Origin of the sequence: Maricaulis virginensis, assembly GCF_027922185.1 — a bacterium.
Lineage (GTDB): Bacteria > Pseudomonadota > Alphaproteobacteria > Caulobacterales > Maricaulaceae > Maricaulis > Maricaulis virginensis.
In genome coordinates this window covers 350,858-373,203 of the sequence record NZ_BSFE01000001.1, presented here as the reverse complement: position 1 = coordinate 373,203, position 22,346 = coordinate 350,858, and the positions used below count along the sequence as shown (strand labels likewise).

General features: G+C 67.2%; 19 protein-coding genes and 1 tRNA gene. 6 read left to right on the top strand and 14 right to left on the bottom strand.

All coding sequences use genetic code 11. The features are described from left to right. Positions 1-83 precede the first annotated feature (83 nt). The 5 genes from PKE71_RS01790 to PKE71_RS01770 form a co-directional block, all read right to left on the bottom strand. Positions 84-1,157, bottom strand: a complete 1,074-nt coding sequence (locus PKE71_RS01790; protein WP_271185242.1) for an OmpA family protein — start codon at positions 1,155-1,157, stop codon at positions 84-86. A 291-nt stretch (positions 1,158-1,448) separates the two neighbouring features. Continuing rightward, positions 1,449-3,032, bottom strand: a complete 1,584-nt coding sequence (locus PKE71_RS01785; RefSeq protein WP_271185241.1) for a L,D-transpeptidase family protein — start codon at positions 3,030-3,032, stop codon at positions 1,449-1,451. Positions 3,033-3,112: 80 nt separating this feature from the next. Continuing rightward, a complete protein-coding gene (locus PKE71_RS01780; RefSeq protein WP_271185240.1) occupies positions 3,113-4,984 on the bottom strand; it encodes a monovalent cation:proton antiporter-2 (CPA2) family protein in 1,872 nt (623 codons plus the stop codon). Positions 4,985-5,097: 113 nt separating this feature from the next. Next, entirely contained in the window at positions 5,098-6,816 is a 1,719-nt protein-coding gene (locus tag PKE71_RS01775) for a carboxylesterase/lipase family protein (protein WP_271185239.1), read from the bottom strand. Between the two features lie 124 nt (positions 6,817-6,940). Further along, a tRNA-Lys gene (locus PKE71_RS01770) sits at positions 6,941-7,016 on the bottom strand. Between the two features lie 143 nt (positions 7,017-7,159). On the opposite strand from PKE71_RS01770, the gene PKE71_RS01765 reads away from it, so the two are divergent. Together PKE71_RS01765 and PKE71_RS01760 are read left to right on the top strand one after the other, a co-directional pair. After that, a complete protein-coding gene (locus PKE71_RS01765; RefSeq protein ID WP_271185238.1) occupies positions 7,160-7,762 on the top strand; it encodes a hypothetical protein in 603 nt (200 codons plus the stop codon). 127 nt (positions 7,763-7,889) lie between these two features. After that, positions 7,890-8,495 (top strand): PRC-barrel domain-containing protein, encoded by a 606-nt coding sequence (locus tag PKE71_RS01760; protein ID WP_271185237.1) that lies wholly within the window; start codon positions 7,890-7,892, stop codon positions 8,493-8,495. A 98-nt stretch (positions 8,496-8,593) separates the two neighbouring features. Here the strand turns inward: PKE71_RS01760 and tgt are convergent, their stop codons facing one another. Further along, on the bottom strand, positions 8,594-9,745 hold the full coding sequence (tgt, locus tag PKE71_RS01755) for a tRNA guanosine(34) transglycosylase Tgt (protein ID WP_271185236.1): 1,152 nt from the start codon (positions 9,743-9,745) through the stop codon (positions 8,594-8,596). Continuing rightward, positions 9,742-10,803 (bottom strand): tRNA preQ1(34) S-adenosylmethionine ribosyltransferase-isomerase QueA, encoded by a 1,062-nt coding sequence (gene queA / locus PKE71_RS01750; protein ID WP_271185235.1) that lies wholly within the window; start codon positions 10,801-10,803, stop codon positions 9,742-9,744. The genes tgt and queA overlap by 4 nt, the downstream gene beginning before the upstream one ends. Before the next feature lie 86 nt (positions 10,804-10,889). Here queA and PKE71_RS01745 point away from each other — a divergent pair, with 86 nt between their 5' ends. Next, complete coding sequence (locus PKE71_RS01745) at positions 10,890-11,846, top strand: endonuclease/exonuclease/phosphatase family protein (protein ID WP_271185234.1); 957 nt, start codon at positions 10,890-10,892, stop codon at positions 11,844-11,846. On the opposite strand, the gene PKE71_RS01740 is transcribed toward PKE71_RS01745, so the two are convergent. The 5 genes from PKE71_RS01740 to gyrA all read right to left on the bottom strand — a co-directional run bounded on the left by PKE71_RS01740 (position 11,843) and on the right by gyrA (position 17,313). Then, positions 11,843-12,292, bottom strand: a complete 450-nt coding sequence (locus tag PKE71_RS01740) for a hypothetical protein (protein WP_271185233.1) — start codon at positions 12,290-12,292, stop codon at positions 11,843-11,845. The genes PKE71_RS01745 and PKE71_RS01740 overlap by 4 nt on opposite strands. Positions 12,293-12,479: 187 nt before the next feature. After that, the gene (locus tag PKE71_RS01735; protein ID WP_271185232.1) at positions 12,480-12,932 is read right to left on the bottom strand and encodes a peptidylprolyl isomerase; all 453 of its coding nucleotides are present in this window, start codon (positions 12,930-12,932) and stop codon (positions 12,480-12,482) included. A gap of 8 nt (positions 12,933-12,940) precedes the next feature. Then, on the bottom strand, positions 12,941-13,900 hold the full coding sequence (locus tag PKE71_RS01730; RefSeq protein ID WP_271185231.1) for a peptidylprolyl isomerase: 960 nt from the start codon (positions 13,898-13,900) through the stop codon (positions 12,941-12,943). A 2-nt stretch (positions 13,901-13,902) separates the two neighbouring features. Continuing rightward, positions 13,903-14,391, bottom strand: a complete 489-nt coding sequence (gene coaD, locus PKE71_RS01725) for a pantetheine-phosphate adenylyltransferase (protein ID WP_271185230.1) — start codon at positions 14,389-14,391, stop codon at positions 13,903-13,905. 69 nt (positions 14,392-14,460) lie between these two features. Then, positions 14,461-17,313: a DNA gyrase subunit A gene (gene gyrA / locus PKE71_RS01720; RefSeq protein WP_373878780.1), complete on the bottom strand. Its 2,853-nt coding sequence runs from the start codon at positions 17,311-17,313 to the stop codon at positions 14,461-14,463. A 252-nt stretch (positions 17,314-17,565) separates the two neighbouring features. On the opposite strand from gyrA, the gene PKE71_RS01715 reads away from it, so the two are divergent. From PKE71_RS01715 to PKE71_RS01705, 3 genes are all read left to right on the top strand, one after another. Next, positions 17,566-18,837 carry a nucleotide pyrophosphatase/phosphodiesterase family protein gene (locus PKE71_RS01715; protein ID WP_271185228.1) on the top strand — a complete coding sequence of 424 codons (1,272 nt, stop codon included), beginning with the start codon at positions 17,566-17,568 and terminating at the stop codon, positions 18,835-18,837. Between the two features lie 65 nt (positions 18,838-18,902). Further along, a complete protein-coding gene (locus PKE71_RS01710; protein WP_271185227.1) occupies positions 18,903-19,943 on the top strand; it encodes a Kelch repeat-containing protein in 1,041 nt (346 codons plus the stop codon). Positions 19,944-19,972: 29 nt separating this feature from the next. Then, on the top strand, positions 19,973-20,536 hold the full coding sequence (locus tag PKE71_RS01705) for a superoxide dismutase family protein (RefSeq protein ID WP_271185226.1): 564 nt from the start codon (positions 19,973-19,975) through the stop codon (positions 20,534-20,536). A gap of 3 nt (positions 20,537-20,539) precedes the next feature. Here PKE71_RS01705 and PKE71_RS01700 read toward each other — a convergent pair whose 3' ends face one another. Both PKE71_RS01700 and PKE71_RS01695 read right to left on the bottom strand, forming a co-directional pair. Further along, positions 20,540-21,004, bottom strand: a complete 465-nt coding sequence (locus tag PKE71_RS01700; protein ID WP_271185225.1) for a DUF2269 family protein — start codon at positions 21,002-21,004, stop codon at positions 20,540-20,542. Then, positions 21,004-22,299: an SDR family oxidoreductase gene (locus PKE71_RS01695; RefSeq protein WP_271185224.1), complete on the bottom strand. Its 1,296-nt coding sequence runs from the start codon at positions 22,297-22,299 to the stop codon at positions 21,004-21,006. Before PKE71_RS01695 ends, PKE71_RS01700 begins: the two co-directional genes overlap by 1 nt. Between the last annotated feature and the right edge of the window lie 47 nt (positions 22,300-22,346).

Here is a 22,346-nt window from a genome sequence, read left to right as displayed (position 1 = left end):
CCGGGCCGGAACCGGCCTTCAGGCAAAAGAAAAGCGGCCCGGCAGATGCCGGGCCGCAATCCTTCGATCCATCAGATCCGGACCTAGTCCAGAACGATGACCACTTCCGAACGACGGTTCAGCGGTTCGCGAACACCGTCAGCGGTCTGCACCGCCGGGCGGGTTTCGCCATACGCTTCCATCGAGATCGTGCTCGCCGGAACGCCGAGGCGGACCAGCTCGTCGCGGACGACGCGGGCACGGCGCTCGGACAGACCGACATTGTAGGCAGCAGCGCCCGAACGGTCGGCGTGGCCGGCGACGGACACGCGGGTCACACCGCAATTGCCGCGCTGGTTGGCAGCCTGGGCGATCACGGCCCGGGCCTGATCCGTCAGATCCGCGCGATCCCACTCGAAGTAGACCGGGAAGCTCACGTCATCGCACGACGGCGGCGGCGGAGGCGGCGGCGGAGGCGGCGGGGGCGGCGGGGGCGGAGGCGGCGGCGGCGGGGGCGGCGGCGGAGGCGGCGGAGCCGCGAAGGAATACCGCAGTCCGATCCAGGCCTCGTGACCGGCCAGAGCGTCAACGCTCACGCCCGGGGCGTAGTCCGTGCTGGAAGCCGAGAAGTAACGATACTCGGTGTCCAGGGTCAGCTGTTCGGTGAGGTCCCAACCGATACCGGCGAGGATTTGCCACACGAACGGATTGTCGCTGTCCTGAGCGACAACATAATCGGCCGGCGTCGGGTTCGGCGGCATGGTGCCGGCCGAGAAGCCCGTCAGGGTGCCGGACACATCGCCCAGACCCAGACCGACACCGATATACGGGTGGTAGGCGCCATCCGGATTGAAGTCGAAGATGGCGTTGGCCATCAGGGACCAGATCTGGAAGTCGCTCAGGCTGTGCTCGAAGCCGCCGACCGCACCGGTGTCATTGTAACGGTGAGCCAGTTCGCCTTCGAGGCGGAAGCCGTCAGCCCATTCATAGCCAAGAGCTGCCGCTTCGCGCCAATTGCCCTTGCCGTTGATTTCACCATTCAGCGAGCCGGAAACGTCGGTGTCGCCCGGGCCGCCGTAACCGACTGCACCACGGACATACCAGCCTTCGTCAGCGAACGCGGGACCCGCTGCCAAGAAGGCCCCAACGGCGACCGCCGTAAAAAGCCGTTTTTTCATCATTCCCCCTCCAGAGGCTCGCGCCTCCTTGGTGTGACTGACCATGCCCGGCACGGTGCCGGGCGCGAAGAATCGTCCTGACGGACGCTCCTAGTACGACCCCTACTACAATTACATCGCGAGCGCCATAGGCCAGACAGGTAAAGCCCCGATAAGACCCGAATATTTTGTCGCGTTGCAGCAAGGATACAGTGCGTCCCGGGACCGGGCCACACATCCCCGTACAACCGGACAACGCAGAAGCCTCACGATCGGTTCCCGCTTTTTTTTGGAGAATGCCGAAACTCCTAATCAGCGCAGGGCTGCAGTCGTGTCGAACACCCCTGCCCGGCCGGTGTCACCCGCTGCGGTTGCCGTCGCGAACGCCTGCGCATACGCAGCAACCAGCCGCCCGTCACGGCGGTAGAGGTCGTGCAGGTAGCGCACCGAACCGTCCGCCTCCCCGACGACCGTCCAGTAGGCGATATGGACCGGGATGCGCCGGTCCAGCCAGACCACGGTCGGGGTATTTCCGGACACCACCTCGTCGATCCGCGCCCGCGACCAGTCCGCCTGGCCCGCCAGCACCCATTCGGCGAGGGCGAGCGGATCCTGCACGCGGATGCAGCCGGCCGAGAAATCCCGGCGCGTGCGCACGAAGCGGTCACGCTCGGTCGTGTCGTGAATGTAGATATTGTGCCGGTTGGGGAAGATGAATTTCACCTCGCCCATCGGATTGGTCGGCCCGGGCGGCTGCGACAGCCGGTAGGGCCAGCGGTCATTCCAGCGGCTCCAGTCGACCTCGTAGACCGAAACCGGCTCGCCGGCCGAATTGTAGATGCGGAAGCCGTGCGAATTCACGATACCCGGATTGCGCCGGATCGAGGCGAAGCGCGAGCGCGCCGAGCTGGATGGCAGCCCCCACCAGGGATTGAGGACGATGTATTGCATCTCCTCGGAGAATTCCGGTGTCGAGGAGGTCTGGCCGCCGATCATCACCTCGTGCTCGCGCGCCAGCCGGCCGTTCTCCCAGACTTCGAGGTGGAAGTCCGCAAGATTGACCCAGATATGCCGCTCGCCCAGCTGCCGGGTCCGCCAGCGCCGCTGTTCGAGATTGGCGCGCAATTGCGCGATGCGTTCCTCAGGTGTGATGTTCAGCTGGCGCAGGGTCGGCCGGTCGAGACGCCCGGTCGGCGAGAGGTTCACCCGCCCCTGATAGCGCCGCAGCGCGGTTTCCAGCCGCATGTCGAACGCATCGCCGCTCGCCCAGCCCGGCGCCAGGAGCCCCTCGGCCGCCAGCCGCGCACGCAACTGGTCGACCCGCACCCCGGCATCGCCGAGCGTCAGCGTATCACCGCCCCCGATCTGCGGCCAGATCGGGCGCAGCGTCATCAGGCGCAGCATTTCCCGGCGCAGGATATCGTAATCGCGCACGGCCGGCAGGCTTTCCGTAATCGCCTGTTCGATATGCCCCGTGTCCAGCGCGGTCACGAGGCGTGCGACCAGCCGGGACGCCTCATTGTCCGTCAGCAGGCGCAGCGTCAGCGTGTCCTGGTCGATCAGCCCGTATTCCAGCCAGGCGGTGTATTGCAGCGCCGCCCGCGACGCTGCCGCAGCCCGCGGTTCGAACGCCACATCCGGATCGAGCAGATAGTCGGCAATCCCGTCCAGCGCCGGCAGTCCGTGCCCGGGTGCCTCGTAGAGAAAGCCGGCCAGTTCGGCGACCGATTGCGGCGTCCAGCCGGTGACCTGCAGCGCCCAGCGGTCGAGATCGGCCGTCCGCACGGGCTGAGGCTCTTCGGGGATCTCCGATGCAATCACCGGCTCGTCGTCAGACGCAGCAGTGGCCACGCCTGGCAGCACGGCCAGCAGAATTGCCAGAAGAAAACGTCCCAAGCTTGTCCCCGAGTCGAAAGCGGGCCGACATTAACCATTAAGGATGCCGGACGAAACCGTGTTTCGGTCGCCGGTGCCGCTCAGGACAGCGGGTCGCGCTCGTCTTCCGGATCGGGTTCGCCGACATCCTCGGCCATCAGCTCGGCCAGCGACACGACGCGCGACCGCGCCCGCTCGATATAGGCCTCATTGTCGAAGACATCGATCTCGGAATCCCAGACCTCGAACAATTGCCGCAGGCTTTCCTCGTCATGATGGGCAAAGGCCTTCGCCTTCTTCTCGGCACGTTCACGCGTCTCGCCGAGCACTTCGAGCGACTGGGTCGCCGCCTCGAGGGAGGAGCCGAACATCTCGCGCACCGCACTGTCCGCGCCGGCCGCACGCAGCTGGTAGACATGTTCGCGGCTGGCGGCGCGGGCGATGACGTGCACATGCGGGTAGCGCTGCTTCACATGCTGGACGAGTTCGACGGCCCGCTCGCGATTATCGGTGCACACGACCAGCAGCTTGGCGCGGGCGATGCCCGCGGCTTCCAGCAGCCCCGGCCGCAGGGCGTTGCCGTAATAGACCTGGATGCCGAACTTGCGCAGCCCGTCGATATGCTCGGCCGAATTGTCCAGAACGATCGGCTTGTAGCCGTCCATCACCAGGAGGCGATGCACGATCTGGCCGAACCGCCCCATGCCGGCGATGATGACGGGCCCCTCCTCCTCGATCGTGTCCTCGTCGCGCTCATGCCCCGCCTTCCGGCCGACCCGCGGCGAGACAAAGCGCTCGAAGGCGATCATCAAAAGCGGCGTCGCCATCATCGACAGGGCCACCACCAGCGAGGCGACGGCGGCGATCTCGTCGGGGATGACGTGCAGGCTGGTCGAGAAGGCGAGCAGCACGAAGCCGAACTCGCCGCTCTGGGCGAGGGCGAAGGTGAACAGCCAGCGGGCCCGCCCCTTCATCCGGAACAGGGTCGCCAGCGCCAGCAGGATCGCGCCCTTCACCAGGATCAGGCTGAGCGTGAGGCCGATGATGAGGCCGAATTCCTCGCCCAGGAGGGCAAACTCCATGCCTGCACCGACCGTGATGAAGAAGACGCCGAGCAACAGGCCCTTGAAGGGTTCCAGATCCGAGACCAGCTCGTGGCGGTATTCGCTTTCAGCCAGCAGCACACCGGCGAGGAATGTCCCCAGCGCCGGCGACAGGCCGACCATGCTCATCAGCACGGCGATGCCGACAATCAGGACCAGCGCCGCGGTAAAGAAAAGTTCGTGCAGGCCGGTGCGCGCGATGATGCGGAAGGCGGGTCGTGTGAGATAGCGGCCGCCCAGGATCACGCCGGCGACGACGGCCAGCGTCATCAGCCCCTGGGCCCAGGCCGGCCAGGCTGCGAACGGCGCCGGGCCGCCATGGGCACCGCCGCCATGCGCCGCACCGGCGTCTACCCCCGCTATCGCCAGGAAGGGCAGAAGGGCCAGCATCGGGATGACGGCGATGTCCTGGAACAGGAGGACCGAGAAGGCCGATTGCCCGCCCTCGGTGCGCAGCCAGCCCTTTTCGCCCAGCGTCTGCAGGACGATGGCGGTCGAGGACAGCGCCATGATCAGGCCGAGTGCCAGCGCCAGCCGCCAGTCCAGCCCGAAGCCCAGGCACGCCACCGCGACCACCAGCGCCGTCACCGCCACCTGCAGCCCGCCCAGCCCGAACAGGCGCATGCGCATGTCCCACAACAGGCGTGGCTGGAGTTCCAGGCCGATCAGGAAGAGCATCATCACCACGCCGAACTCGGCGAAGGTCTGGACGTTCTCCGGGTCCGACCCCATCCAGTCGAGCAGCGGGGCGATGGCTACGCCGGCCAGCAGATAGCCCAGCACCGATCCCAGCCCGAGGCGGTGTGCGATCGGCACCGCAATCACGCCGGCGCCGAGATAGATCACCGCCTGCAGGAGAAGCTCGTTCATGGTCGGGCCGCCGAATCAAAGACGCGTTGAAGGGATGGACGGCACCAGAATAGCGCGCGGCGCCCCCAGCGCCATGCCCTGGCCAGAACTTCCTTCAAGCGGCTTGGCCCGCCTCAACAATCCATGCCGTTCTCGAAAGCCTGCGCGATGGCGGGCTGTCGGCGCATGATCCCGGCCGCCACCGCGCAACGCCCGGACGGCTGCAGACGGGTGTCGGCCGCAAGATCGGCGGCGATTGCGGCCGGTGTGTCCCGCCCGGTCATGACTTCCGGACCGCCGTCCGCCGGCGTGTCGAACCGCATCAGCCGGGCCGTCTCGCCCCAGCGCGGCCACTCCGGACCGGCGCCACCGCCCGTGCCGGGCTCGCCCGTATGGGCAAACTGCCCCCAGTAACCGCCCATTGCATCGGCGAGCGCCGCGCGGCCTTGCGCATTGCGGTCATTGAACAGGACGCGATCGAACGGGCCGAACAGCTCGAAATGGTTGAAGACGAACGGGATCTCCATGGCGTGCGAGGCCCCGAGCAGAATGCCGGTATCGGTCAGCAGAACCTTGCCGCCCTCGTCCCAGTCGAACCGGTAGGCCCACAAATCCTCATGGCCGGCGGACCGCAGACGGTCGAGCAGGTCATCGACCGCCCCGACGCGCCAGCTGCGGCTGGGATATTCGACCGCGGCCTGGTAACGCGCCACGTCGCGCGGCCAGACCAGCGGTCCCAGGCGCCGCGTCAACTGCGGATCGAAGGCGGTGTAAAGCTTCATCTCGTCCCGATTGGCGCCGGTGATCAGCGGCACGGGCGCGAAACCGCCCGGCCGTGCCGCCGCGCCCAGTATGCCGTCCTCGGGCAGGCTCACCCCGTCCTCGATCATGCGCGGCAGGGAGGTGAAGGCACCGCTTTCGTCGCGATAGACCGCGTAGACATCCTCCAGCGGCACCGCCCGCATCGCCGCCCCGTCCGCATCGGGCCCCGCAAAGGCAGCCACGGCTTCCAGGGCGGGATGAAGATCGTTTCCGCCGCCGTTTTCGGCCACCTCGCGGCTGTTCGTGCCCGTGCCGCCGCTCTGCATGATGGCCGCATCGAACCGGCCGCGCGCCGGTTCGGACGCCATCAGGGCGGCAATATTGAAGGCGCCGGCGCTTTCCCCGAAGATCGTGATCCGGTCGGCATCGCCGCCGAAAGCGGTGATATTGGCGTCCACCCAGTCCAGCGCGGCGACGAGATCGAGCAGCGCGAAGTTCGCCGCCTCGTCCAGCGGGTGTCCGGCACTTTCGCGCAAGGCCGGATGCGACAGGAAGCCGAGCGGACCGAGACGGTATTGCACGGCGACCACCACGACATCGCGCTCGGCCGCCAGCTGCGATCCGTCATAGGCCGAGGACGAACCCCAGACATTCGCCCCGCCATGGATCCACACCATGACCGGAAGCCCGGCCTCGGGCGCGGCCTCGCGCGGGGCGTAAATATCGAGTGTGAGACAGTCTTCCTCGCCGATCAGCACGCCGGCCTCGACACCGGCCGCCCGGGCGGAAAGTTCATTGGTCACCTGGGGGCAGACCGGACCGTGTTCGATGGCCTCGAGCCGGCCGTCGTCAAAGGCCAGCGCCGGCCGCGGTGCCCGCCAGCGCAGATCGCCTTCAGGCGGTGCGGCATAGGGTATGGCCAGCCAGGCCGAGGCCGCCTCGCCGGAATGAAAGCCGACAATCTCGCCCTGGGCCAGCGTGCGCTGGGTCTCCGGCGCCGGTTCGATGCGGACCTGCGTCTCCTCGGCCCCGTTACACCCCGCCAGTGTGAGCAGCGCTGCAGCGGCTGCCAGGCACACACATCTCTTCATCGGCCCCTCCCGTTTACGCGGGAAGGTTTGGCTGCGGCGGCGGCAAGGTCAAGCGGAAGGCGTGATCCGCGCCGGAAAACGGCTGCGGAACCCCGGATACGCAACGATGATGCTGGAGATGAATTGGTGAGCCGACAGGGATTCGAACCCTGGACCTACTGATTAAAAGTCAGTTGCTCTACCAGCTGAGCTATCGGCTCCCCTCACGAGGAGCGCGGAACCTATACGGGCGATTCCGGAGGGTCAATGCGGCTTTGACGGCGGATATCAGCATTTCGGCCAAGATTTTTCCGCAATCGCCGGTAAACTCGCCGGCATGACGAACAGGGTCCTGATTCCAGCCATGGTTTGCTTCGCGGTGGCGCTGTCCGCCGGAGCATGCTCGTCCACCCGCCAGAATGCCGGCGAAACCGCCAGCATGGCCCGGGTCGAAACCACCGACGCGCTGGAAGACGCGGTCGGCCTGCCGCGCGAGCGGCCGGGCCCGATCATGGTCGACGAGGGCGACGACACCGTGCCGACCCCCTATGGCGGCGAAGGCTCGCGCCGGCGCTGTTCCACCGTGGCGCGCGATGTCGCGCGGCTGACCGTGGTGCTGGGTCCCGATATCGAGGAAGAGGAACGCCAGGCGGAGGAAGAGGCCCGGGAGGAGCGAAGCTGGTTCGACCGGGGCACAGGACTGGCCGCCCAGGCCCCCGATGCGGCCGCCGACGGCGCGCGCAGCCTGTATCACTCAACGATTGTAGGCCTGAACCCGGTACGCCCGGTGATCCGTTTCATCGGCGGCGCCGGCCGGATCGAGGACGAAGCGCGCGAGCGCCGCGAGATGGCCCAGCGCCGCCGCGCCTATCTGCGTGGTTTGTATGACGGTTTCGGCTGTCCGGCACAGCAGATGCGGCGTGCGTTCGAGGCCTATGGCCTGGTCGAACCGGCCACCGAAGACTGAGCCTTACCGCATTACATTCCTGTAAACTTCGCAACTTTTCGTGGCGGCTGTCCGTTTCGGGTCCGGATGGCAGGCACAGAGCTGTCCCCGGCTGAAGCCGGCAGATGGAGCAAGACAGGAGGCAGACATGAAACGCCTTACTACCCTGACGACTGCAACCGCTGCTTCGGCGTTTGCCTGCGCAACGACCGCGCTGGCCGGCGCTGCGGCCCTGGCCCAGGACGATCTTCACCAGGACGAAAAGCCCGTGGTGGACGAGCAGATGACCGTAGAAGGCCAGGCTCACGCCCCGGCGCCGAACGAGACGATCCAGGACAATGACCTGCTGCGCGAGACCGCAGAGGCCTGGGACAATTCGGACCTCGACCGCGCGCCCTATACCGATGACCACCACTGGATCGACCTGCGGGTTGAATCCGAGGATGGCGGCGAGCTCGGCGAGATCGAGCGTGTCCGTCTCGGCACGGAAGGCGATGTCGAAGCCATCGTCGTCGAGAGCGGCGGGACGCTGGACATCGGTGGCCGCGAGGTGCTGATCGACGCCGACGAGGTGAGCTTTGCGCCCGAGGGTGACCGCCCAGTCGCCGTGATCGAGCACACCCGTGCGGAATTCGAGGCCATGCCGGACTTCAACGAGGATGCGGCAACCGAGTATCCGCTGTCGGATGACGACTATGGCGACAATGAAAACGATATGGAGCTCGATGACGGCCCGGCTGATCCCAGCCGGTAGGCCGGACATCTGAAGGCCCTGCTTCAGGTCCCTCCCCGCACCTGAAGCCCCTGAGCGGCGCTTCCGCCTCCCGGAAGCGCCGCTTCTGTATCTGCAGTTCAGCCGGGGAAGTTGTCGCCGCTCTCGATGGCGGCGCGGCCCTCTTCCCATTTCGCACGGAAGTCGCGGCGGAAGGCGTCGAACGTGCCCGCGGCAATCGCCGCCCGCATCCGCGCCGTCAGGTCCTCGAAATAGGCGATATTGTGCCAGGACAGGAGCATGGCCGAGAGGTATTCGCCCGAGCGGAACAGGTGGTTGAGATAGGCGCGGGAATAATCCCGGCTGGCCGGGCAGTCGATCGCCGGGTTGAGCGGACGCTCGTCCTCGATGAATTCGGCGCGCTTGATATTGATCGGGCCATAATCCGACCAGGCCTGGCCGTGACGCCCGGACCGCGTCGGCAGGACGCAGTCGAACATGTCGACACCGCGCGCCACGGATTCCACCAGATCGATCGGCTTGCCCACACCCATCAGATAGCGCGGGCGTTCGTGAGGCAGGTGCGGCGTGGTGAAGTCGAGCACCTCGCACATCGTCTCGAAGCCCTCGCCCACGGCCAGCCCGCCGATCGCATAACCGTCATAGCCGGTCCCGATCAGGCGCTCGGCGCTTTCCCGGCGCAGATCCTCGAACACCGAACCCTGCACGATGCCGAACAGGTTCTGGGCCTCGCGCGCGCCGAACGCCGTCTTCGACCGTTCGCCCCAGCGCACGGACAGATCCATCGAGGCTTTCGCCTCGGCCTTCGAACAGCCAAAGGCAGTACACTCGTCCAGCTGCATCGAGATGTCGGCGCCCAGGAGGTCGGCCTGGATCTCGATCGAGCGTTCCGGCGAGAGCTTGTGCTCCGAGCCGTCGATATGGGAGCGGAAGGTCACTCCGTCCTCGGTCATCTTGCGCAGCTTGGACAGGGACCAGACCTGGAAACCGCCGCTGTCGGTCAGGATCGGGCCCTGCCAGGTGGAGAATTTGTGCAGTCCGCCCAGCCGTTTCACGCGCTCCGCGCCCGGGCGCAGCATCAGGTGATAGGTATTGCCCAGGATGATATCGGCCCCGGTATCGCGCACCTGGTCCATGTAGAGCGCCTTCACCGTGCCGGCCGTGCCCACGGGCATGAAGGCCGGCGTGCGGATCTCGCCGCGCGGGGTTTTCAGCACGCCGGTGCGCGCCGCCCCGTCGGTGGCGTGGATGTCGAAGGGGAAACCGGTCATGCGCTCCGCTCGATCAGGCTGGCATCGCCGTAGGAATAGAAACGGTAGCCCGAGCGGATGGCGTGCGCATAGGCCCGCTTCATCACGTCCAGTCCCGCCAGCGCACTGACCAGCATGAACAGGGTCGAGCGCGGCAGATGGAAATTCGTCATCAGCGCATCGGTGATGCGGAAGTCATAGCCCGGCGTGATGAAGATGTCGGTGTCGCGGCTGCCCGCCTCGATCACGCCGGGCCGGGAGGCCAGGCTCTCGATCGTGCGCAGCGCCGTCGTGCCGACGGGGATCACCCGGCGGCCCTCGGCCTTGGCGGTGTTGATCGCATCGGCTGCCGCGGCAGACACGGTGCACCATTCGGCATGCATGCGGTGATCGGCGAGATCGTCGGCCTTGACCGGCAGGAACGTGCCCGCCCCGACATGCAGCGTCACATGCGTGCGCTGCACGCCGCGATCGGCCAGCGCCGTCAGCAGGCGTTCGGTGAAGTGCAGGCCGGCCGTCGGCGCCGCAACCGACCCGTCCTGCTTGGCGAACAGGGTCTGGTAATCCTCGACATCCTGCGCGTCGACCTCGCGCTTGCGGGCGATATAGGGCGGCAGGGGCGGCACGCCGGTCGCGGCAATCGCCTCGTCCAGCGCCGCACCGGTGCGGTTGAAGACCAGCCGCGTATCGCCGCCCTCGGACTTGCCGGTCACCTCGGCCGACAGGTCCTGCGAGAAGGCGATCACATCGCCGACGCGCAGGCGCTTGGCCGGGCGCACAAACGCGCGCCAGCCGCTGGCATCGAGACGCTTGTGCAGATTGACCTCGACATCGACCGGCCCGCCGCCACCGGCACTGCGCGCCGGACGCACACCGGTCAGCGCGGCGGGAATGACGCGGGTGTCGTTGAACACCATCAGATCGCCCTCGCGCAGGAGTTCGGGCAGGTCGGACACGCCGCGATCGGCGAACACGCCATTGCCGGCGATGTGCAGCAGCCGCGCCGCATCGCGCGGACGCGCGGGACGCAGGGCAATACGCTCCTCGGGGAGCTCGAAGTCGAAATCGGATACGCGCATGGCGCTGGGGTCTATCCGGCAGCTTGCAGCTGCGCAATCTCTGCTGTGTAGTGGCCGCACACCCATCGCACCCGGACGATCCTGCCTTGCGTCTTTCCAGTCTCGTGTTTCTTCCGCTTGCCGGCCTCGCCGGGGTCGCTGCTGCATTGTGGCTGGCACCGGTCTGGCGCGGCTTCGACGCCTTCCGCCAGCTCTGGCCTCTCTGGGCGGTGCTCGCCCTGATCGCGCTGGCCGCGATTGTCCTGATACGCCACCGCACGGCCCCCGGGCCGATGGCCATTATCGCCCTGCTGATCTGGCTGCCCGGACTGGGAGAGCCGGTGCGCCGGCTGACGGCAGAGCGGGCCGCGCCCTCGGACACCGCCCTCACCCTGCGCGTGGCGACGCAGAATATGTGGGTCAGGAACACCGCGCCGGACGCCACCGCCGGTACACTGCTGGCACTCGATGCCGATATTCTGACACTGCAGGAGGCTGGGGCGAATGCGCAGCCTGCCCGGGACCGGCTGGAACAGGCCTATCCTTTCGTGGCCCGCTGCCGCTCGACCCGGATACTCAGCCGGCTGGAAATCCTGGAGAGCGGCTGCGTGCTCCCGCCGGATCCGGCGGTGTTCCGGAGCGCCATTCCCTGCGACCGGGAAGTGCCGCCCGCCAGCTGGGCCCGTATCCGCCTGCCAGACGGTTCGGACACCCTGGTCGCATCGGTCCACCTGACCTGGCCCTTTCCCGGCGCGACACAGGACTGCCAGCGCGGCGGCCTGGCGCGTTTCCTGGGCGCGCTGCCGGCAGAGCGGATGATCGTGATGGGGGATTTCAACGCGGCGGCCCCGTCCTATGCGCTGTCACGGCTGGAGCGCGATCTCGGCCTCGACCGGCGCACGCTCGCCCTGCCGAGCTTTCCCTCCGGCCGGCTGGTCCCGGAGCCCGTGCTGGGGATTGACCACATCTTCGCCGGCGAGGCCTGGCAGACCGTCTCGGTGGAAACCGGCCCGCAGACCGGCTCCGACCACCGCCCGGTCGTGGCGACATTGCAGCTGCGCTAGCGCATCCAGGCGATCAGATTGCCCAGCAGGCGCAGCACGCCCAGCCCGCCGAACAGCGCGACCGCGCCGATAAAGAATGCGTCGGACCAGCTTTCCTCGGCCAGGCCGAAGAAGAAAGCGCCCATGGTCACGGCCAGAAAAAGCACGATCCAGAACAGCGGCAGAACGAAGAAAGTCGTGCCGAACAGGCTCATCGGCCCCATGCGGACGGTGCGCTCACCGACCCGGGCCGACATGACGAGCCGGCTCCAGGCGAGCCAGCCGGTGCGCAATTCGACCTCGGTACCGCCGGGTGCGATCTCGAGGGCGGCATCCACCGCCGCGGGCAGGATGAGGCCGGAGACGGTCCGGTCACCGATCTCGATCGCGTGCCGCTTGATCAGCGGCATCTGCGTCACCGTATGACCGGCACTGATCGATCCGATAACACCCTTGAACGTCGCCATCTCCTGCCCTCCTCGCCTGCAGGCCGGCAGACTTAAGGGGGCGAGATGAACCCAATATGAAAAACCTGGGTTAACCCGCTGATCCAAATTGGTTTTGTGCAGCATTCGAGTTGCAGAAAACGCCCAAATGAAAAGGGCCGCCCCATGAGGGCAGCCCTTCTCCTGTCTCTGCAGCGGTACGCCGGGCTTACGCCTCGACGACGCTCGCCTTGACGATCTTGCCCGGCTTGGCCGGCGGCTCGCCCTTGGGCAGCGCGTCGACATGTTCCATGCCGGACACGACTTCGCCCCAGACCGTGTACTGGTTGTCCAGATAGGGCACGTCGTCCAGGCAGATGAAGAACTGGCTGGAGGCCGAATCCGGATCGGCCGCGCGGGCCATCGACATCGTGCCGCGCTGATGCGGCTCGGCGGAGAATTCGGCCGGGATATTGGTGCCGGAACCGCCCATGCCATTGCCGTTCGGGCAACCGCCCTGGGCAACGAAACCGTCGATGACACGGTGGAAGGTCAGCCCGTCGTAGAAGCCGTCCCTGGCCAGCTTGGTGATCTGTTCGACGTGTTTGGGCGCCAGGTCCGGACGCAGCTTGATGACGACATCGCCACCTTCGAGCGTGAATACGAGTTGTTCTTCAGCCATGTGTCTTTCTACTCCGCAATTCGGGACGGCACGGTGATTTCGCAGATGTCGGGCAGATTGCCCTGGGCATTGCGCAGCGTGTCGAGATAGCCCGCAAAGGCCTCGCTGTCCGTGTCGACGACTTCAATCTCGATCTGGTCTTCGGCCGGCAGCTCGCTGCCGATACGCATGGAGCGGATCACGTCCGGACGGAAATCCGGGTCTTCCATCGCCGAGCCGACCGCGATCCGGTCGACGGCATCCATGCCATGGCGCACCCGGCCCCAGACCGTGTAGGTCGCATTGAGGTGATCGGGGCTGCCGGTGGTGATGTAGAACTGGCTGCGGGCCGAGTTCGGATCGCTGGTGCGCGCCATGGCGGCAGCGCCGCGGCAATGCAGCAGCCAGGACTGGACCATGCCGTCTCCGGTGATACCGGCCAGCGCGGCGGTCTGGGTGCCGGCATGGAAGCCGTTCCAGAAACCGGCCTTCGCCATCTGCGGGATCTGGCCCGGATTGACGACGCGGTCCTGCAGCTCGCTGACAGCCGGCTCGCCGGCGCGGCGGATGGTGAATTCGGCTTCCATCGGCGGCTTGTCGGCAGCGTGGCCCGGATTGGCGCGTGCGCCACCACCCTGCGCCATGAAACCGTCGATCACCCGGTGCCAGACCAGGAAGTCGTAGAAGCGCTCGCCGACCAGCTCGCGCAGGCGTGCGACGTGGTTCGGCGCAAATTCCGGCGCCAGCTCGACCACCACCATGCCGTGATCGGTATCGATGTAGAGCAGGCGGTCCTGATCGACCGTGCGCCAGGCCTCGGCGGGGAAATCATAGGCCGGTTCCGCAGCCGCGGGCTCTGCCTGGGTGGCGACGGCCGCCGTGCTGGCGGCAGAGGCCGCGACCTCGGCATCGGCTTCGGTTGCCGCTTCGCGGCCGCAGGCAGCGGCCGTCAGGGCCAGGGCGAAAGTGGCGGAAAGTGTCAGTCGCATGATCACGCAAGTCGCTCCTTGAGGCGGGCTTCCACGGCGGGCGGCACGAAATCGGAGATGCGTCCGCCCAGGGAAGCGATTTCCTTGACCAGGCGCGAGGCAATCGCCTGGTGACGCGGGTCGGCCATCAGGAAGACGGTCTCGATCTCGTCATTGAGGCGCTGGTTCATCGCCACCATCTGGAATTCGTACTCGAAATCCGACACGGCGCGAAGACCGCGAATGATCGACTCCGCGCCGATCTCCTCGGCAAAATGCATCAGGAGGCCGTCGAAGGGCCGGACCTCGATGGCGGCACCGGCCTCGAACTTCTCGACCTCGGCACGCACCATCTCGACGCGTTCCTCCAGCGAGAACAAGGGCTTCTTGGCCTCGTTGATGGCAACGCCGATCACCAGCTTGTCGACCAGTTTCACGGCCCGGCCGATGATATCGAGATGGCCGTTGGTGATCGGGTCGAACGTCCCGGGATAGAGGGCGGTTCGGGTCATGTCGGTCTCCTGGCCGGCTGCCGCCGCTGCTTGTAGCGGGATTGCGAGCGCCTTCAAAGCGTTTCGGGATCAGGCCTCGCTGTCATCCGCGGCGCCGGGCGTGTCGTCCGGAGCGGCGTCGGGGGCCTCGCCGGCCGGGCCTTCGCCTGTCTCCGGCGCCTCGCCATCCTCGTCCACGGCATCATCCCCGGCATCGGGGATGCGGACCACGGCGACGACATTCTCGCCGTCATTGAGACGGATGAGGCGCACACCGCGCGACGAGCGGCTGGCGATACGCACGGTATCGACCGGGAAGCGGATCAGCTGACCGCCGTCGGTGACCGCCATGATCTGGTCGGCATCCTCGACGGGGAAGCTGGCAGCGAGCGGGATTTCGCGCTTCACATCGGTGGCGGCGACGCCCTGGTTGCCGCGGCCCATGACCCGGAAATCATAGGCGGAGGAACGCTTGCCCATGCCGTCGGAGCCGACGGTCAGCACGAACTCCTCGGCAGCCCCCAGCTCGGCGAGGCGCTCGGTCGTCAGGGCCGCCTCGTCATCGCTGCCGTCCTCGTCGGCCTCGAGCACCGGTGCATCGGCCTCCTCGTCATCGCCCAGCGCGCGGCGCATGGCGGTGGCGTGTTTCATGTAGGCGCGGGCTTCCGGCGAGGTCACGTCGACATGGCGCAGGATCGCCATGGAAATCAGCGTGTCGCCCTCGGCGAGGCGGATACCCCGCACGCCGACAGAATTCCGGCCGGCAAAGACCCGCACATCGGTGGCCGGGAAGCGGATCGCGCGCCCCTTCTCGGTCGTCAGGAAGACATCGTCGTCCTCGGTGCACAGCACGACATTGACGATGCGGTCGTCCTCGCCTTCCAGCTTCATCGCGATCTTGCCATTGCGATTGACCTGGACGAAATCGGACAGCTTGTTGCGGCGGACGGTGCCCTTGTTGGTGGCGAACATGACGTCCATTTCCGCCCAGACGCTCTCGTCCTCGGGCAGCGCCATGATCGAGGTGATCGTCTCGCCCTGCTCCAGCGGCAGCATGTTGACCAGCGCCTTGCCGCGCGTGTTCGGCGCGCCCATCGGCAGACGCCAGGTCTTGGTCTTGTAGACCATGCCGCGATTGGAGAAAAAGAGCAGCGGCGCGTGGGTGGAGGCGACGAAGAGCGTGGACACGAAGTCCTCATCCTTCATCGACATGCCCGAACGGCCCTTGCCGCCGCGGCGCTGGGCCCGGTAGTCGGACAGGGCCGTACGCTTGACGTAGCCGCCATGCGTGACGGTGACGACCATGTCCTCGCGCGGGATCAGATCCTCGTCCTCGAAGTCCAGCTCGGCGTCGATGAATTCGGAGCGGCGCGGCGTGGCGTAGTTCTCGCGAACCTCGCGCATCTCGTCGCGGATGATGTCGAGCACGCGATCGCGCGAACGCAGGATGTCGAGGAGATCGGCAATTTGCTCGGCCAGCGTCCTGGCCTCATTGCCCAGTTCCTCGCGGCCCAGACCGGTCAGGCGGTTCAGGCGCAGTTCCAGGATGGCGCGGGCCTGTTCGTCGGTCAGGCGCAGCGTGTTGCCATCGGTCAGCACGGAGCGCGGATCGGCCACCAGTTCGACCAGCGGCGCCACGTCGAGAGCCGGCCAGTCGCGCGACATCAGTTCCTCGCGGGCGGCAGCCGGGTTCGGCGCGCGGCGGATCAGGGCGATCACCTCGTCGATATTCGCCACGGCGAGCGCCAGGCCGACGATGACATGCGCCCGGTCGCGCGCCTTGTTCAGCTCGAACTTGCAGCGGCGGGCCACGACTTCCTCGCGGAAGCGCAGGAATTCCTTGAGGATATCCAGCGCACCCAGCAATTGCGGACGGCCGCCGACCAGCGACAGCATGTTGGCGCCGAAGCTCGTCTGCATCGGCGACCAGCGATAGAGCTGGTTCAGGATCACATCGGCATTGGCGTCGCGCTTCAGCTCGATCACCACGCGCAGACCCGTCCGGTCGCTTTCGTCGCGCAGATCGCCGATCCCCTCGATCTTCTTGTCGCGGACGAGTTCCGCGATCTTCTCGATCATCGAGGCCTTGTTCACCTGGTAGGGGATTTCATGGACGATGATCGCCAGGCGGCCATTGCGCACTTCCTCGATCGAGGTGCGCGAGCGCATCATGATCGAACCGCGCCCCGTCGCCAGCGCGTTGCGCGCGCCGGTGCGGCCCAGGATCAGACCGCCGGTCGGAAAGTCGGGCCCCGGAATGTATTCCAGGAGCTCGGTGTCGGTCATCGCTGGATTGTCCATCAGCGCCAGCGTGCCGTCGATCACCTCGCCCAGATTGTGCGGCGGGATATTGGTCGCCATGCCGACGGCGATACCGCCGGCGCCGTTGACCAGAAGGTTCGGGAAGCGGGCCGGCAGGACAACCGGTTCCCGGCGCTCGGCCGAATAATTGTCGACGAAATTGACCGTGTCCTTGTCGATATCGGCCAGCAGTGACTGGGCCACCTTCTCCATCCGCGCCTCGGTGTAACGATAGGCTGCGGGCGGATCGCCGTCGATCGAGCCGAAATTGCCCTGGCCGTCGATCAGCGGCACGCGCATCGACCAGTGCTGGGCCAGGCGCACAAGGGCGTCATAGACCGCCTGGTCGCCGTGCGGGTGATAGCGGCCCATCACGTCACCGACGGCGGTGGCGCACTTGCGGTAGGATTTTTCGTGCGTCTGGCCGTTCTCGTGCATCGTGTAGAGGATGCGCCGGTGCACGGGCTTGAGACCGTCGCGCGCGTCCGGGATCGCGCGGCTGACGATGACGCTCATCGCATAGTCGAGATAGGAGGAGCGCATCTCCTCCTCGATCGAGATATTGCCGATACCCTCGGGAAGGCCGGCATTGTCGCCAACCGGCGGAAGCTCGTCGTCGTGATCGCTCAAGGCGGTCCTCATGTGCTGGTTTCGCGGGCCCCGGCCGCCCCGGCCGGCATCCACGAAAAACGCCGCCGTCACGCCGCTGATGGCCGAAGCCGGAAAAGCGCGTGAATCAGGCGGCAGGCCTGTCGCCAAGTCTTAACAATCGGGGGGGGCTGGCGCAAACACCAGCGTCGGTTGGCCGCGGCGCAATTGACAGGCGCTGTCTTCCGTTTGTGACAATCCCCGCTTACACCCGTGCCAGCTTCATCTCGTGTTGGGGAACCCGATATGCGTCTTGCCGCCTTTGCCACCCTCGCCGCCACGGCCCTGCTGGCCGCCTGCAGCCACGTTCCGTCGCAGGCACCGCAGGACGATCCGATCGTGCTGATGATCGGCCTGGACGGCCTGCGCTATGACGCGATCGACCGCTGGGACGCGCCGAACCTGCAGGCGCTCGCCGAACGCGGCACGCGGCCGGAGCGCATGATTCCCGTCATGCCGTCGAAGACCTTCGTGAATTTCTACTCGATCGCCACGGGCCTGTACCCCGAGCATCACGGCATGATTTCCAACTCGCCCTGGGACGCGGCCGCCGAGCGCCATTTCAACAATGCCGAAGGCAGCCCGCAGGACCCCTTCTGGTGGCAGGGCGAGCCGGTCTGGATCACGGCGGAACGCCAGGGCCTGCGCAGCCACATCATGTTCTGGCTGGGTTCGGAAAGCCCGGTCGATGGCGACATGGCCAGCGTCTGGCATCCGTATGAGCACAACAAGCCCTATGACGAGCGCGTCGACGAGGTTCTCGCCTGGTTCGACGCCCCGGCCGGCGAGCAGCCGCGTTTTGCCGCCGTCTATTTCGACCATGTCGACACGGTCACCCACCGCGCCGGCCCGTTCACGCCGGAAGAAGGCCAGGCCGTCGCCGAAGTCGACCGCCTGGTCGGCGAGATCGTCGACGGTCTCGAAGAACGCGGCCTGCTGGACCGGACCAATATCATCATCGTGTCCGACCACGGCATGTCGGCCGTCTCGACCGAGCGCGTCATCCGCATCGACGAACTGGCCGATCTCGACGGCATCCTGTTCGAGGAGGGCATGGGCTCCTACGGCATGGGGCTCGAGCCCTTCCTGATGGGCTATGGCAGCGAGGAAGACGTGAACCGTGTCTACCAGGCGCTGCAGGGCGCCGATCCGCGCATCATGGCCTATCGCCGCCAGGACTATCCGGATCACTGGCATTTCGACCACCCGGATCGCGGCCCCGACCTCTTCATCCTGGCCCAGCCCGACTGGCTGATCACCACGTCGAGCACCGATCTGAGCAATCCCTACCACGCCTCGCTGCACGGCATGCACGGCTATGACAATCGCGCCGAAAGCATGGGCGCGACCTTCATCGGCGCCGGCCCGGTCTTCCCGCAGGGCACCCGTCCGACGGCGTTCGAGAACGTCAATGTGTACGGCATCATCGCCTGTGCCCTCGACCTGGAACCGGCACAAACCGATGGCGATCCGGCCGAGATCGCCCGCATCACCGGCGGCAACTGCCCCGCCGAATAGTCCGCACGGGACTGGCCAATCCGCGTCGTATCCGGTTCACTTCTCCCGCCATTCGGGAGAGACGCATGAACACGCTGACACGACGCGGATTTGTCTCCGCCAGCCTGGCCGCAGGGCTCGTCCCGCCGGCCCTTGCCCGGACATCTGCCGGGACGTCGTCATGGATACCGGCCGCGTCGCTGCCGGTGCGCACCCAGGAAATCTACCCGGCCGTGCTGCACGGTCGCATCTATCTGGCCGGCGGGCTGTCGCCCGATGCCGAGGTAACGCAGGGCGGCATGGGCATTCTCGACCGTGTCTTCTGCTGGTCACCGGGCCCGCACCCGGGCGGGAGCTGGACCGAGATCGCCGCCCTGCCCGAACCGCGCCACCACCCCAATCTGGCCGGTCATGACGATGCCGTCTTCGCGATCGGCGGCTTTCGTGCGGCCCAGGGCGGTGCCTGGCACATGCTCTCCACCAACACCCGCTACGATCCCGATGCCGACACCTGGCAGGAGGTCGCGCCCCTGCCCGAGCCCTTTGCCGAGACCTGCGCCGTCTCGCTGCCTTCGGGCATTCATGTCGCCACCGGCCGTCAGCCCGCGGGCGAAGCCAATGCCAACTGGCCCGACCACACCGACAGCGGCGCCCATTTCGTCTACGACGCCGCAGAGGATCGCTGGCGCCGGGCCGCACCCAATCCGAACCCGCGCAACTCGGCGGCCGGCGTCGCCCTGGACGGCCGCTTCCACGTGATCGGCGGCCGCCGCGTCGGCGCGGGCAATGAAACCCGTCACGAGGCCTATGACCCGCAGACCGACACCTGGCACACGCTCGCCCCGCTGCCGCAGGGCCAGGGCGGGCTCGCGGCGGCGGTTGCCCATGGCCGGATCCACGCCTTTGGCGGCGAGTGGTTCGGCGATGATGGCGGCGGTGTCTATCCGCAGATGTGGATCTACGACCCGGCCGCCGATGCCTGGCAGGCCGGTCCGCCCATGCGCACACCGCGCCACGGGCTGGGCGGTGTCGCCATCGACAATCGCATTTTCGCCATTGCCGGCGCGACCGGTCCGAGTGCCCGCGGAACGACCGGCGGGGTGGAAGTGTACGCTCCGGTCGCCTAACTAGAGGGTGAAGCCTCCCGGAGCCCGCCATGCTTGCCCGTACCCTCCTGGCATTTGCCCTCACCGCCCTGGCGCCCGCCGCCATGGCGCAGACACCGGATGCGTCATCTGAAAATGCACCGGCGACGGTCCGCGTGCCGATCAGCGGGCACAATGGCGAAGCCCTGTCGGGACTGGCCGTGTTTACCGAAGGGCCGCAAGGAGTGCTGATCCGGCTGCGCGTCAACGACCTGCCGGTCCAGGCGCGCGGCCAGTGGCATGCCGTGCACCTGCACGAGACGGCTGACTGTTCCGGCCGCGGCTTCACCGCATCGGGCAGCCACATCAATCCTGACAGCGTGGCACACGGCCTGCTCAACCCGATGGGTCCCGCCCCCGCCGATCTGCCGAATATCTGGGCCGATGCCGCGGGCAATATCCACGCCGAGCTCTACGCCACCGGCATCACGGTCACGGATGCACCGGGCCGGGTGTCCCTGCTCGACAGCGACGGCTCCGCCATCGTCATCCATGCCGGTCCGGACGACCACCACTCCCAGCCGATCGGCGGTGCCGGCACGCGCATCGCCTGCGGCGCGATCACGGCTGAATAGACGTCAGAAGCCCGGCTTCGTGATCATCAGGACGAAAATCCCGATGAGCGCGGCAAAGGCCGGCCAGCCGAGTACGAACCAGATCCGCATCAGCCGGTGAACCTCCGGCGGGGCGGCCTCGCCCTCTTCCGCCACGAGCCGGTCGCGCACGCGATACTGTATCCAGACCACCGGCAGCCAGCAGGCCCCGATAAAGCCGTAGAGCCCGTAGCTGGCCAGCAGCCAGGGCGCCGTCAGCGGCCATCCGGCCAGATGCGCCAGGGCGATGCCGGACAGGGGCTGGATGACGACCGCACTCGCCGTGAACAGCCAGTCGGCCAGCACTACGTGGCGCGCCACGAGCGCAAAGCCGGCCCGCCCGCCGGATCGCCAGGCCATCAGCATGAAGAAGGCAATCGCCGCACCCGATCCGAACAGCACGCAGGCCGAGAGGATGTGGACGAGCCGGGCGATCACATAGAGGTCCATCAGCGTTCATCCTCCGTCGCCGCCACCAGCAGCGCCAGCGCCATCGCGGGAAATACCTTGATCACCGGGCCCAGCGGATCGGTCCACAGGTCCGGCGCCAGCCAGCTGATCCCGGCGACATAGCCTGCACTCCCCGCAATCATCAGCGTCGCAACACTGCGCACACGCCATTTGGCGAGCATGGCGAGCCCCACCGCGATGTCGAACAGAGAGGTGAGCCAGAAAACAAGTGCGCCTGCCGTGCCAGTCAGCCCCGCTCCCGCCAGCACATCCATCGCGCCGGACCGGGCGACGGTCAGCGTCAGAAGCCCGGTCACCAGCCAGAACAGGCCCAGCACCCAGCGCGCCAGCGGCCGCGCAAAGCCCAACCGCGCCTGCCAGCGATCCTGCACACCGGCGGGATGGGCTGCGAGCCAGTCGTGAAAGCCGCGCGGCCGGGCACCGGTGGCCGCGATCCAGGACGCCGGATCGCCCTCAACATCGAAGTCGAGCTGTTTGAGCGCATTGCTGCGCAGGGGCGTGCGCACGCCCAGCCATCCCAGAAGATCACCGGCCCGGAAGGCCGGCGCTGCCAGCCAGCGCGGTACCGGCCAGATGCGGGTCTCGCCAAAACCGAGCCAGCGGCGATAGCCGCGTGCCGCATCGGCCAGGCTGACCCGTTCCGGGCCCGCCAGATCGAAGCTCTGCCGGCACGGCGCATCCGGCCGGACAAGATCGGCGACCGCGGCACACAGATCATCCATGCCGATCGGCCGGAAGACCTGCTCACCGCCGACCAGCGGCGTGATCCAGGGAATGCCGCACAGCGCGCGCAGAAGGGCCGTTCCGCCATAGACATTGCGGGCGATCACCAGTGAGGGGCGCAGGATCAGCCAGTCGAGATCGCGGACCTTCAGCGCCGCCTCCCCCGCCAGCTTGTCCCGCGCATAGCTGGACCCGGCCGCCGCATCGACCCCGACCGCCGAGATGTGTAGCACACGCCGGACACCGGCCTGCTCGCATGCCGCGAACAGGGCGTCGGCGCCGGCAACATGGACGGCCCGGCTGTCGTCTCCGAGTCCGTCCTGCAGCACGCCGACACAGTTCACCACCGCATCGACGCCCGCCAGGCGCGCCGCCCAGTCTTCAACACGGTCATGCCGGAAATCGCAGGCGACCCAGTCCAGCCAGGGCGCTCGCCGCCGGGCGGTTTCCACGCCACGGGCGGCCGCCACCACGGCGTGTCCGGCGGCATGAAGATGTGCCGCGACATGGGACCCGATAAAGCCGGACGCCCCGGCAATGAGTATCTTCAAGACAGCGCCCCTCCGGCCGAATCTGCAGCCAGTCTACAGCGCAGGGG

Bases quoted from the DNA above. Each gene is read 5' to 3' on its own strand.
- PKE71_RS01775 (WP_271185239.1), bottom strand. From the start codon at position 6,816: ATGAAGAGATGTGTGTGCCTGGCAGCCGCTGCAGCGCTGCTCACACTG.
- PKE71_RS01700 (WP_271185225.1), bottom strand. From the start codon at position 21,004: ATGGACCTCTATGTGATCGCCCGGCTCGTCCACATCCTCTCGGCCTGC.
- PKE71_RS01740 (WP_271185233.1), bottom strand. From the start codon at position 12,292: ATGGCGACGTTCAAGGGTGTTATCGGATCGATCAGTGCCGGTCATACG.
- gyrA (WP_373878780.1), bottom strand. From the start codon at position 17,313: ATGAGGACCGCCTTGAGCGATCACGACGACGAGCTTCCGCCGGTTGGC.
- PKE71_RS01780 (WP_271185240.1), bottom strand. From the start codon at position 4,984: ATGAACGAGCTTCTCCTGCAGGCGGTGATCTATCTCGGCGCCGGCGTG.
- PKE71_RS01705 (WP_271185226.1), top strand. From the start codon at position 19,973: ATGCTTGCCCGTACCCTCCTGGCATTTGCCCTCACCGCCCTGGCGCCC.
- PKE71_RS01765 (WP_271185238.1), top strand. From the start codon at position 7,160: ATGGTTTGCTTCGCGGTGGCGCTGTCCGCCGGAGCATGCTCGTCCACC.
- PKE71_RS01730 (WP_271185231.1), bottom strand. From the start codon at position 13,900: ATGCGACTGACACTTTCCGCCACTTTCGCCCTGGCCCTGACGGCCGCT.
- PKE71_RS01710 (WP_271185227.1), top strand. From the start codon at position 18,903: ATGAACACGCTGACACGACGCGGATTTGTCTCCGCCAGCCTGGCCGCA.
- coaD (WP_271185230.1), bottom strand. From the start codon at position 14,391: ATGACCCGAACCGCCCTCTATCCCGGGACGTTCGACCCGATCACCAAC.
- queA (WP_271185235.1), bottom strand. From the start codon at position 10,803: ATGCGCGTATCCGATTTCGACTTCGAGCTCCCCGAGGAGCGTATTGCC.
- PKE71_RS01735 (WP_271185232.1), bottom strand. From the start codon at position 12,932: ATGGCTGAAGAACAACTCGTATTCACGCTCGAAGGTGGCGATGTCGTC.
- PKE71_RS01790 (WP_271185242.1), bottom strand. From the start codon at position 1,157: ATGAAAAAACGGCTTTTTACGGCGGTCGCCGTTGGGGCCTTCTTGGCA.
- PKE71_RS01760 (WP_271185237.1), top strand. From the start codon at position 7,890: ATGAAACGCCTTACTACCCTGACGACTGCAACCGCTGCTTCGGCGTTT.
- tgt (WP_271185236.1), bottom strand. From the start codon at position 9,745: ATGACCGGTTTCCCCTTCGACATCCACGCCACCGACGGGGCGGCGCGC.
- PKE71_RS01715 (WP_271185228.1), top strand. From the start codon at position 17,566: ATGCGTCTTGCCGCCTTTGCCACCCTCGCCGCCACGGCCCTGCTGGCC.